General features: G+C 46.6%; 8 protein-coding genes. 3 read left to right on the top strand and 5 right to left on the bottom strand.

All coding sequences use genetic code 11. The annotated features are described in order from the left end of the window. Nucleotides 1-4 precede the first annotated feature (4 nt). A complete protein-coding gene (ligD, locus tag NYE72_RS04900; RefSeq protein ID WP_036676536.1) occupies nt 5-889 on the top strand; it encodes a non-homologous end-joining DNA ligase in 885 nt (294 codons plus the stop codon). 204 nt (nt 890-1093) lie between these two features. Here the strand turns inward: ligD and NYE72_RS04895 are convergent, their stop codons facing one another. Both NYE72_RS04895 and cls read right to left on the bottom strand, forming a co-directional pair. Beyond that, a complete protein-coding gene (locus NYE72_RS04895) occupies nt 1094-1933 on the bottom strand; it encodes a YitT family protein (protein ID WP_235219386.1) in 840 nt (279 codons plus the stop codon). 240 nt (nt 1934-2173) lie between these two features. Continuing rightward, nucleotides 2174-3604 carry a cardiolipin synthase gene (gene cls, locus NYE72_RS04890; protein ID WP_076104236.1) on the bottom strand — a complete coding sequence of 477 codons (1431 nt, stop codon included), beginning with the start codon at nt 3602-3604 and terminating at the stop codon, nt 2174-2176. Nucleotides 3605-3765: 161 nt separating this feature from the next. Between cls and NYE72_RS04885 the strand changes: the two genes are divergently transcribed. Together NYE72_RS04885 and NYE72_RS04880 are read left to right on the top strand one after the other, a co-directional pair. Next, nucleotides 3766-5046: a M23 family metallopeptidase gene (locus NYE72_RS04885; RefSeq protein WP_051490924.1), complete on the top strand. Its 1281-nt coding sequence runs from the start codon at nt 3766-3768 to the stop codon at nt 5044-5046. A gap of 37 nt (nt 5047-5083) precedes the next feature. After that, nucleotides 5084-5533 (top strand): polymer-forming cytoskeletal protein, encoded by a 450-nt coding sequence (locus NYE72_RS04880; protein WP_038568928.1) that lies wholly within the window; start codon nt 5084-5086, stop codon nt 5531-5533. 8 nt (nt 5534-5541) lie between these two features. Here the strand turns inward: NYE72_RS04880 and NYE72_RS04875 are convergent, their stop codons facing one another. The 3 genes from NYE72_RS04875 to gltB all read right to left on the bottom strand — a co-directional run bounded on the left by NYE72_RS04875 (nt 5542) and on the right by gltB (nt 12015). Beyond that, entirely contained in the window at nt 5542-6330 is a 789-nt protein-coding gene (locus NYE72_RS04875) for an ABC transporter permease (protein ID WP_038568926.1), read from the bottom strand. After that, the gene (locus NYE72_RS04870; protein WP_235219382.1) at nt 6323-7249 is read right to left on the bottom strand and encodes an ABC transporter ATP-binding protein; all 927 of its coding nucleotides are present in this window, start codon (nt 7247-7249) and stop codon (nt 6323-6325) included. The genes NYE72_RS04875 and NYE72_RS04870 overlap by 8 nt, the downstream gene beginning before the upstream one ends. 170 nt (nt 7250-7419) lie before the next feature. Then, the gene (gltB, locus tag NYE72_RS04865) at nt 7420-12015 is read right to left on the bottom strand and encodes a glutamate synthase large subunit (RefSeq protein ID WP_038568924.1); all 4596 of its coding nucleotides are present in this window, start codon (nt 12013-12015) and stop codon (nt 7420-7422) included. Nucleotides 12016-12045 lie beyond the last annotated feature (30 nt).

The following is a 12045-nucleotide window of genomic DNA, read 5'->3' as shown; positions in this document are numbered from 1 at the left end:
CCCGATGCCGGCAGCGATCAAAGGTACAATTACCATAGACGGAGAAGAAATCATCATCACTAATCCAGAGAAGCTGCTGTGGCCTGAATGTGGCATTACAAAACGGATTTATCTGCAAAAGCTCGCTGCACTCTCTCCCTATCTGCTGCGTTATTGCCGGGACCGGCTGCTTACCGTCATTCGTTATCCGCACGGCATCTCTGGAATGTCCTTTTATCAGAAAAATGCGCCTGATCCTCTTCCGGCCTTTGTCCAAACCGCTGTACACGAGAATATTAACTATATCAAGCTGCAAGGCTTACCTGAGCTGATCTGGCTGGGGAATCTGGCTGCTTTGGAATTTCACCCTTCCCTGCATTATGTAGGCAGCGAGCTGCCCTGTGAATGGATGATTGATCTTGATCCTTCACTTGAAATCGAACCTCGTATCATGGAAGCAACTGCGATCGTTGGGGCGGTTTTAACCTCCCTTGGCCTCTCCTCTGTACCCAAAACCTCTGGTGCTACCGGGGTGCAGATCATCGTCCCTATCGAGACTGGTGTTACTTTTGATGGATTGCGGAAAATCGGGCATTTTGTGGGTCGTTATGTCACCGAAAAGCATCCCAACCTGTTCACCCTGGAACGTCTAAAAAAGAATCGCGGAGATAAAATCTATTTCGACTACCTCCAGCATTATAGCGGCAAAACATTAGCTGCACCTTACACACCGCGTGCAAGACCGCTTGCTACAGTTTCTACACCCTTGCTCTGGGAGGAGGTTCAGCAAAATGTATCTCCCTCTAATTTTCATCTGCTTAATATCGAGGAACGCCTTCAGCGTATGGGAGATCTTTTAGAGAAAGTGCCACCACAGCCTGTTGAACAGCTCATCGCAAAGCTCCCATAAAGGAGCAATCCCATAGAAAAAAGACCCCAAAAACAGCAATAAGCCCGCAGCATCAACTACATGCTACGAGCTTATTTGGCGTCCCACTCAAGGACAGAAGGTATACTATATAAGAATACGGCATGCCGAGCTTTGTTCACCGTATTTATTGCTTTTTTATCCGTAAAAATACCTTCTTTCAGTTAATGATACTTAAGAGCTACGCTAGTGGATGGATTTCTTCTTGAAGCGGCCACCTTTAACATCATGGATGTTACCTATTGCGATGAATGCATCAGAATCCCAATCTTCAACAATGGTTTTAAGCTTAGCTTCTTCCAGACGGGTGATAACTACAAAGATCACTTTCTTGTTCTCACCGGAAAATCCGCCTTCTCCATCTAAATAAGTAACACCACGTCCGAGACGCTCTGTCAGAGCTTCCCCAATATCCCGGAATTTATCGCTGATAATCCATACTGATTTCGATTGATCCAGACCCTCAAGGGTAATGTCAATAACCTTAAATGCAATATAATAAGCAATCAGGGAGAACATCGCGTTATTCCAACCGAACACAAATCCAGCTCCGGACAAGATGAACAGGTTGAAGAACATAACTACTTCACCTACAGAGAAGGGAAGCTTCTTAGCCACTAAAATCGCAACAATTTCTGTACCGTCTAGAGATCCCCCGAAACGTACAACCAACCCAACACCTACACCTAGTATGATACCGCCAAACACGGCAGCAAGCATCGGTTCAACTGTAAAGGCCTCTACATGATGCAGCATTGAAGTGCCGATAGACATAAGTAAAATCGCATATAAGGTAGATAAGGCAAATGTCTTACCGATTTGCTTATAACCGATTAACAGGAACGGAAGATTGAGCAGTGTCAATAAAATACCCAGAGGAATGTCGAATAAATGTGATAAAATAATGGAGATACCGGTAATCCCGCCATCAATCATTTGATTAGGTACTAGGAATATCTCAAGTGCAACAGCCATCATGGCGGCCCCAATGGATAACATAACCATACGCTGCGCGAACTTAGCCATTTTATGGGCACCGGTCTTCTGCAGTTTGTTCTGCTCCTCTTTGGTAAACATTTGTGGACTCACATTCATAGAACTCCCCCTACAATTTAACAATATAGTTTTGAAACATTCGGAAGTATAATTACAATCTATACTTTCTTACATTTCTTCTTATACAATTATTATATCACAAAATATGCTCTAATAATGAATGGAACACGTACTATCCTTCGAAAAATTCAGATTTAGTCCTCTTTCCGGTCATAACAGCGGTGATAACAACTGACATAGCCCTTCACCGAGTTTGACAATTCTCCCTCTCTCCTTAAATTTTACAGGATCAATGAATTCACTATGCTTTTGATCCTTTTCAAACCCCGCGACTAGCACTGCTATCGTCTCAGGATGCAGCAAAACCGCTGTCATTTCGAAATTAGAATAGAAGCTGCGCATATCCAGATTCGCACTTCCCACCGTACCCAGCAGATCATCCACAATCATGACTTTGGCATGCATAAATCCTTTGGTGTAGCGATAGAACTTCACGCCTGCATCTTGTAAATTCTCCAGATAAGACAAAGAAGCATGATAAACGAGCTTATTATCAGGCTTCGCCGGAATGATGATTCTAACATCCACTCCACGAAGGACTGCACTCTTCAAAGCACGACAAATCGCAGGGTCCGGAATAAAATACGGTGAAGTAATCCAGATCCGTTCCCTAGCAGAGCAAAAAGCGGCAAAATACATCTCCTGAGAAGCATCGATCGCAGCATCCGGTCCACTTCCTACAATCTGCACGGCTTCTTGCTCCTTACAAAAATGCTCAGGGAACAAACGAGGATGACTCATACCTTCACCAGAGGCCAGTCTCCAATCCTTCAGGAAGACATACTGAATATAATAAACAGAATCTCCTTCTAGACGCAGATGAGTATCGCGCCAGTAACCCATCTTGGCGTCCTTTCCTAAATAATCATCCCCGATATTCATTCCACCCGTAAAACCAATCAATCCATCCACCACTAGGATCTTCCGATGATTGCGGAAATTAAAACGACGATCCAGTAAAGAACTAACCGGAGGTAAAAAAAAGTGGAACTCCACCCCGGCATTTCTCATGGTTTGAATAAACCTACGGCTTAATCGATGACTGCCCAGTCCATCACAAAGCAAACGCACCTTAACTCCCTGCCGCGCCTTTCGAATCATAACGTCCTGAAATTGCTCTCCGATCTCATCATCACGATAAATATAAAATTGCATGTGGATATGTTCTTTTGCCTCTTCCATGGCTTTCAGCATTGCGTCGTACGCTTCTCTCGCAGTTGACAGTACTCTGCTTTTGTTATGGCCTGTAATAGGCCCTTCCGAGAGCTTTGCAAGCAAAACCAATAAACCTTCGTTATTCTCAAACTGAGCGTTTCCAGTATCCGACGCTTGTTTTACTACCTTAATCTTGCCAGTGACATACGAACGAATTTCCCGGAAGAGCGAAGTACATCTTTTGTTCAATTTTCTATTCTGTCTGTAGTCACGACCTAGAAAATAATAGAATGCCAGACCAAGCGGTGGACAACAGAAGGAAATAAACAACCATGCTATAGCCCTTTGCGGGCGGCGGTACTCCAGAAATACAATCAATGCAATCTGTATGATAAAAAGAATTAGAATTATCGCAAAAATCTTCAATTCTCTACCCCCTCAATTAATAAAAACAGATGCAATAGACTCTCTGCGATGACTCTAGTACAGGTTTTGCCGTAACTCTCCTTCTTTATTCAAACAAACCGTTGTCATGTTCCTGAAAGATATGGAATACATAGAGTAGTAGGACAATTCGGATGAGCCTAATGGAAGAAAAGTCGTTAGCCTCAGGTATCGCAAGCGGCTGCCATAAGCCGCAGAAAGGAGAAGCCATGAAGAGTCAGCCAGATCATAAACGGATTACGCTGCTTGTCGTAAGGGATGCCGGACGTCCAGTCAAACAGCTACACATCTCCAAACCGCTAGCGTTCGCTTTGCCGGCAGCAGCAGCCCTCTCTATCTCCAGTCTGGTCACCTCTATGCATTTCCATGCCTCTCAGTCCATCTCACAGCTAGAAGCCGAGGCAGCCGCACTATCGCTAACCAATCTCCGCATGGAAATGAAGGTCGCCGACAAGGATAAAGATTTAACCCAGCTTCGTAGCCAGGTCAGCGAACTTTCGGAAGAGGCAGATAACATTAAAGACAAGCTGAAGAGTGTAAATGCACTGGAACAGGAGCTGCAAGCATTGATTAACAAAAGCAAAGGTGCTGCTGCCGCTACAGACACGAATGAATCCCAACCGGAGAAATCCGCAACAGAAAAATCAAAAGCTGGATCGGCCACTTCAAATTCAACATTAGGTTTATCGAGCCGTCTTTCTTCTCCTGTTCCTAAAGAGACCTCCTTTAAGCAGAGTACTGAAGAGAACTCATCTTCCACTTCTCTATCCGCCATAAGTTTCCGCTTTGGAGCCATTACTGCAGCCCTTCCAAAAACACTCACCCCACAGGTTGGTGGAGAATACATCGCGGTGTATCAGAACGACGCTACAAGCTTGGTGGAAGAAACTAAGGATGACTTTGAGGAGATTCACGGAATGCTTGATGAAATGGTGGAAAGTATTACACAGACAATCACACAGGCAGAGCATGAGAATAACGTACAAGCAAATCTGCAAGCTCAAAAGGCCCGTGCAGAAAAGGCTAGACTTAACGCAGTACCGCTTTGGCCTACCGAGTCCAAAGTTATTTCTTCAAGCTTCGGCTACCGCTCAGATCCATTCAAAGGTTTGTCTGCTTTCCATTCCGGTGTCGATATTGCCGGGAACATCGGTGATCCTGTATATGCTGCCTTAGATGGCGAGGTTATTACTGCGGAACAAATGGGCGCACGCGGAAAATACATCGTGCTTAAGCATTCAAACGGGTTGGAAACCTGGTACATGCATTTGAACGGAATGAACGTATCTGCCGGAGACAAGGTTAGCAAGGGGCAAAAAATCGGCTTGCTTGGAAGCACTGGCCGAAGCACAGGTCCTCACCTTCATTTTCAGGTTGTGAAGCAGAATAAAACTGTCAACCCTTTGGCGTATGTCAAACCCTAAGGATTCATTCAATTTATATAATAGGAGGAATTTATAAATGTGGAACAAACGGCAGCAGCGTGTCCCCTTTAAATCTACCGATTCCCTAATAGGGCATGGAGGAACACTGGAGGGCAAGGTGCAATGCGATACAAACCTGCGGATTGAGGGTACCTTTAGCGGTGAGATTATTTGCAGTGGTGTCGTGACTGTAGGAGAAGAAGGAACAGTGCGCTCCAGTATTAAAGCGGAGGAAATCGTGATTGCCGGCAAAGTATACGGGGATGTTACCGCAGACCGCAGACTCATTATGACCGGAACCGGGGAGTTACATGGCAATATTTCAGCAGGAGCACTTAGCATTATGGAAGGCAGCCTCCTGAATGGCTCCATTGCCATGCAAGAACAGCCCACCTCTGAAAAAGCAGGTGAGCCCAAAAGTAATATGAAAAAGGACAAGGCAGCCAAGCGCTCCTCCAAAGCACAAGGAACACTCGAAGCCGGCTAGACTTATTTCTATGAGGCAACGTCCCTTTTACGGAAGACAATCCAGGAAATGGCCAGGAATAGGATATAGTACACCGCTAGTACAGCTATGGAGAAGCCAAGTGTAGAGCCCCCCGGACCCGTATCCGACAATAGGTAGCCTCTTAGATCCATATGTGTGAAGATCAAGTATTGGGCCCATTCAAACCGTTCTGGACTAAAAATAACCGTAAAAATACTCTTGGCAAACATAATAAATAAGGATAATCCAATAGCCAGTCCACTTGCGCGGAATACGCTAGATACCATGAAAGCCAGAGCAGCGGTCAGGAAAAGCTCAATGTAACGACATAGGAGATCTAGGAAGGAATATTCCGCTGGGCTCCAAGCCGTAATGGATGACATCGTATCTCCCGAAGATGAGGAGAAGATTAACGAAGCAGCAAAGCCAAAAGCAATCAATACTGCGGTGCTAAGCAAACTGAATAACACCATGGAAATATATTTCGAGAGCAGGATCTTGGAGCGACTCCACGGGCGAATCAGCAACAGCTTGATGGTTCCCCAGGTAAATTCGCCCGCTACGGAGTCAGAAGCCACTACAACGGTAAATATTGTATTCAAGAAGAACGCAATACTCACCGTCATCTGAAAGTTGTCCCAAAGCCCCATAAGCGATGAATCGCCTTCGCTTGTGAAATAAATAAGCGCAGGAAGCAGCACGCTCATCACTGCAAGAATAAGCAGCATAATCCATGTGCGGACACGGCTGTATATTTTGATATTCTCATTATGTATGAGAGCTGTAAATTCACCCAATTCCTTCACCTCCTGTAACCTCTAAGAATTGATCCTCCAGCGTACGGGCAAGGGCTCTGATGCTATACACCTTAATCCCACCTGCCACTAGCTTGGCATTTAATTCTGCGATCTCCTCACGCTCTGCCTCAAGCACAAGTCCCCCACTCTTAAATACTCCACGTCCAATGAGGGCTAGAGCAGCTTCAGCATTATCAACCTCGAACAAGGTTTCTCCCAGAGGCATTGCAGTATTGCCTACCCCTTTCAGCTGCTTCACATCCACCAGTCGTCCATTTTGGATAATCGCCACGCTGTCACACATGAGCTCCATCTCGGAAAGTAAATGACTGGAGACGAATACAGTTGTTCCTTCTTCCTGACATAAACGTCGTAAATAGTCTCTAAGCTCGCGTATCCCTTGTGGATCCAGGCCGTTGGTTGGCTCATCTAGAATCAGCAGCTTGGGTCTGTGCAGCAGTGCCTGAGCCACTCCCAGCCTCTGACGCATTCCCAGTGAATAGGTCTTAACTTTGTCATGAATTCTTTGACCTAGTCCAACTAGCTCGACGACCTCGTCTATCCGTTGCTTCGTTACCCCTGGCACCATCCGTGCATATTGGCGCAGATTCTGATAACCGGATAGGAACTTGTACATCTCAGGATTTTCTACAATGGCCCCTATATTTGCGATAGCCTCTTCAAAATGGTTTTTAATACTACGGCCACAGATCAAGATGTCTCCACGACTAATGGAAATCAACCCCACCATCATCCGTATTGTAGTAGTCTTACCTGCTCCGTTGGGCCCCAAAAAACCGAAGATTTGTCCAGGCGGGATGTCCAGCGTTAAATCGCTCACCAGCGTTTTCGAGCCGATTTTTTTGGTGACTCCCTGCAGGCGGGCAACAGGCTCCATCAATATTTCTGTATTCGACATAGTCTCACTTCCTTTCATCTATAACCTAGTTTACCACATATACCCTTTTTTCCGAAAATCACTAGAGGATACGAGTCTGCCATCTAAAAAAAGGAACCTGACTTCTCCGGCATTAGGAAGAGTCAGGTTCCCTTATTCATTTAGTTCCTATTTCATTCAGGTACAGCAGTTTAGCCGCCAACACGGGCAAGCTCGCGCATATTCGCTTCAAATGCAGCCATCAACGCAGCTTCTCCGGTCAACCCGGTTTGTTCTACCTTACGAATTTGCTCCATCATCCGTTTGTAATCCTTCGGAATGACACGAACGAAGTTCGGCAAGCTATCTGCCCACTGATCCAGTACCCGTGCGCCAGCCGCACTACCTGTAAGCTCGGTATGCCGGATAATCAGCTCACGCAGCTCTTCGATCTCCTCAGACTCTTCCACTCTCTCGAGCAGTACCATTTCGAGATTGCAGCGGCCGATGAAGGTTCTATCCGGGTCGTAGACATAAGCGATACCGCCTGACATCCCTGCCGCAAAGTTACGGCCAGTTTCACCAAGGACAACCACTCGGCCTCCAGTCATGTATTCACAGCCGTGGTCACCCACGCCTTCTACAACAACCTTCGCTCCGGAGTTACGGACGGCAAATCGTTCACCAGCGATACCGTTGATATAAGCTTCTCCACCTGTTGCACCGTAGAATGCAGTATTTCCGATAATGATATTGTCCTCAGCAGCAAAGGTAGCTTTCGGAGATGGCTTGATAATAATCTTACCACCTGACAATCCTTTACCTACATAGTCATTGGAATCTCCTTCCACCGTAAGTGTGATCCCCTTAGGCACGAATGCACCCAAGCTTTGACCAGCAGAACCGGTGAAATGAAACCGAATCGTATCATCTGGCAAACCTGCGGCCCCATACTTGCGGGTCAGCTCGCTGCCAAGGATAGTTCCGACGGCACGATTAACGTTCGTGATTGGCAGTGATGCCTCAACAGCCGTACCCGATTCCAATGCAGGTGCTGCCAGGTCGAGCAGCTGCGAGACATCCAGTGTCTCTTCCAGACCATGATTCTGGTATTTACTGCGGAAGCGTGTGCTTCCTTCCGGTAATTCCGGTGTATGCAGCAGGCTGCTCAAATCTATGCCTTTCTTCTTCCAATGCTTCGACGCCTGAGTTGCGTCTAGGCAATCGGTACGGCCTACCATCTCTTCAATTGTACGGAAGCCGAGACTTGCCATAATTTCACGTAGATCCTGTGCCACGAAGGTCATAAAGTTAACTACATGCTGCGGATCCCCAGTAAAGTTCTTACGAAGATCCGGATTCTGGGTAGCTACACCAACCGGACAAGTATCCATTTGGCAGACACGCATCATAATACAGCCAACAGATACTAGCGGAGCAGTAGCAAATCCATACTCTTCGGCCCCAAGCAATACAGCTACAGCCAGATCGCGGCCGCTTAACATTTTACCATCTGTTTCTAGAACAACACGGTCACGCAGATTGTTGAGCATCAATGTCTGATGGGTTTCAGCCAAGCCAAGCTCCCACGGAAGACCCGCATGACGAATGGAGTTCATCGGCGATGCCCCTGTACCTCCATCATAGCCACTAACCAAGATAATATCAGCGCGCCCTTTGGCTACACCAGCAGCAATCGTACCCACTCCAACTTCCGATACGAGCTTAACATTAATGTTTGCACGTGGATTTGCATTCTTCAGATCATAGATCAGCTCTGCCAAATCCTCGATTGAGTAAATATCATGATGCGGTGGAGGTGAGATCAGACCGACACCTGCTGTTGAGCCACGTACTTCAGCGACCCAAGGATAAACTTTACGTCCTGGAAGCTGTCCACCTTCCCCTGGTTTAGCGCCCTGAGCCATTTTAATCTGGATCTCATCAGCGTTAACTAGGTAGTTCGAGGTAACACCAAAACGTCCGGAAGCTACTTGTTTAATCGCACTGCGGCGTGAATCACCATTGCTATCCGGAATATAGCGAGCTGGATCTTCGCCGCCTTCCCCCGTATTACTCTTGCCACCGATACGGTTCATCGCAATGGCCAGTGTCTCATGTGCTTCCTTACTAATGGAACCAAAGGACATTGCACCCGTCTTAAACCGTTTCATAATAGACGATGCCGGTTCTACTTCTTCCAGTGGAATCGGTTCATAGGCTGACTTGAATTGCAACAAGGAACGAAGCGTCAATTGCTTCTCGCTTTCTCCTTGAACAAGGGCAGCATATTTCTTGTACATATCATAATTCCCACTACGCACAGAGTGCTGAAGCAGATGAATGGTCTGTGGATTGAAAAGATGCTCTTCCCCATCATTACGCCATTGATAATCGCCACCGGAATCAAGCACCTTATCATTTCCGTCTTTTTCTGTAAAAGCACGGTTATGATGGATAAGTGCCTCAGTTGCCACTTCCTCCAGGCCAATACCGCCAATCCGGGAAGGTGTCCAAGTAAAGTAGCGATCCACGAACTCAGAGTTCAGACCCACAGCTTCAAAAATCTGCGCACCGCGGTAAGATTGAATCGTCGAAATTCCCATTTTGGAAAGAATCTTAACTACGCTCTTAGTCGCAGCTTTAATATAGTTCTTCACTGCTTTTTCATGCGAGATTCCCCGCAATAAGCCTTGGCCGATCATATCATCCAAGCTTTCAAAAGCCAGATAAGGATTTACTGCGCTCACCCCATAACCGAGCAGCAGCGCATAATGATGGACTTCACGTGGTTCACCGGATTCCAGCAAAATACTTACTTTCGTCCGTGTTCCTTGGCGGATCAAATGGTGATGCAGACTCGATACCGCAAGCAGCGCTGGAATCGCAGCATTCTCACTGTCCACACCGCGGTCAGTCAGAATCAGAATGTTATGCCCTTTAGCCATAACACGGTCAGCAGCCTCGTTCATGCGCTCAAGCGCGATGCGTAATCCTTCTGCCCCAAGCTCAGCCGGGAAAAGAATTGGAATAGACATCGATTTGAAGCCTGCACGGCGAACATGGCGAATCTTAGCAAAATCTTCGTTCGAAAGAATTGGCGTTTGCAGCGAGATCTGGCGGCAGCTTTCCGGTTCCGGTTTAAGCAAATTACGCTCTGGTCCAATCGTAGTCGTTGTGGATGTAACCAGCTCTTCACGAATGGCATCGATGGGTGGATTCGTTACCTGAGCAAACATTTGTTTGAAATAGTTATAGAGACGTTGCGGGCGGTCCGAAAATACAGCGAGTGGAGCATCATAACCCATGGAACCGACAGCTTCAGCACCAGTAGATGCCATTGGCTCAAGCACCTTGCGCAAGTCTTCAAAAGTATAGCCAAAAGCCTGCTGTAGCTGTTGTACATTGTCATGCTTAGGATTTGGCAGTTCAGGCGCATCCGGAAGCTCATCAAGACTGATCAAATGCTCATCCAGCCACTGGCGATAAGGCTTCTCAGAGGCGATAGCCGATTTAACTTCCTCATCTGAGATAATGCGGCCTTCCTTCGTATCCACAAGCAGCATGCGTCCAGGTTTCAGGCGGTCTTTATATAAGATGTCCTCTGCTGGAATGTCCAGTACACCGGCTTCTGAGGATAAAATAATCATATCGTCTTTCGTTACATAATAACGAGCAGGACGCAGACCGTTACGGTCCAGAATAGCGCCGATTTGTATCCCATCGGTAAAGCCCATTGCAGCAGGCCCGTCCCATGGCTCCATTAGAGTACTGTGATATTCATAAAATGCTTTTTTATCAGCATCCATACTATCATGATTGCTCCATGGTTCAGGAACCATCATCATGGCTACCTGTGGCAGGGAGCGTCCGCTCAAATAGAGAAACTCAAAGGTGTTATCGAACATTGCAGTGTCCGATCCATCCGGGTTAATAACAGGCTTGATCTTGTTCAGATCTTCACCAAACACTTCGCTCTTGAACAATGACTGGCGTGCATGCATCCAGTTCACATTACCACGCAAGGTGTTGATCTCACCGTTGTGGATCATAAAACGGTAGGGATGCGCACGTTCCCAGCTTGGGAAGGTGTTCGTGCTGAAACGGGAGTGAACTAACGCGATCGCTGATTCCAGCTCTTCGTTCTGCAAATCCAGGTAGAATTGTCCGACTTGTTCTGTAGTCAGCATGCCCTTGTATACAATCTTACGGCACGACAAGCTTGGTATATAGAAGGATTCAGCCTCTTCTACACCACCGTAACGAATGGCAAGCTCCGCACGTTTGCGGATAACATAAAGCTTACGTTCAAAAGACAATTCATTCGTGACCGAAGCCGAGCGGCCGATAAACACTTGACGCACAAAAGGCTTAGCAGCTTTCGCTGTCTTGCCAAGCATTTCATCATAGGTAGGTACATCACGATAGCCGAGTACTATTTGACCTTCTTCAGCAATAATATTGCTTAAGAGGGCTTCATGCTGCGCCCGAACTTCTTCGTTATGAGATAAAAAGATCATGCCCACGCCATAATGGCCTTGTTCCGGCAAAGTAAAGCCTAGCTTCTGAGCTTCACTTGCAAAGAAACGGTGCGGAATTTGAAGCATGATACCTGCTCCGTCACCAGAGTTGGGTTCGCTACCTTGGCCTCCCCGATGCTCCATATTAAAGAGCATTGTCAAAGCATTACTTACGATATTGTGAGACGGTGTGCCTTTAATATGAGCTACAAATCCCATGCCGCAAGCATCTTTTTCGAACTGGGGATCATACAGGCCCTGTTTTACGGGCAGTTCAGTGTGTTTCATCGAACGCAACCTTTCTATTATAAAGTATGC

The sequence above is a fragment of the Paenibacillus sp. FSL L8-0333 genome (assembly GCF_037965665.1).
GTDB classification, from domain to species: domain Bacteria; phylum Bacillota; class Bacilli; order Paenibacillales; family Paenibacillaceae; genus Paenibacillus_AQ; species Paenibacillus_AQ odorifer.
This window is presented reverse-complemented; position numbering and strand designations above follow the sequence as displayed.

Excerpts from the sequence above, each read along its gene's own strand:
- NYE72_RS04880 (WP_038568928.1), top strand. The coding sequence starts at position 5,084 with ATGTGGAACAAACGGCAGCAGCGTGTCCCCTTTAAATCTACCGATTCC.
- ligD (WP_036676536.1), top strand. The coding sequence starts at position 5 with ATGCCGGCAGCGATCAAAGGTACAATTACCATAGACGGAGAAGAAATC.
- NYE72_RS04870 (WP_235219382.1), bottom strand. The coding sequence starts at position 7,249 with ATGTCGAATACAGAAATATTGATGGAGCCTGTTGCCCGCCTGCAGGGA.
- NYE72_RS04895 (WP_235219386.1), bottom strand. The coding sequence starts at position 1,933 with ATGGCTAAGTTCGCGCAGCGTATGGTTATGTTATCCATTGGGGCCGCC.
- gltB (WP_038568924.1), bottom strand. The coding sequence starts at position 12,015 with ATGAAACACACTGAACTGCCCGTAAAACAGGGCCTGTATGATCCCCAG.
- NYE72_RS04885 (WP_051490924.1), top strand. The coding sequence starts at position 3,766 with ATGGAAGAAAAGTCGTTAGCCTCAGGTATCGCAAGCGGCTGCCATAAG.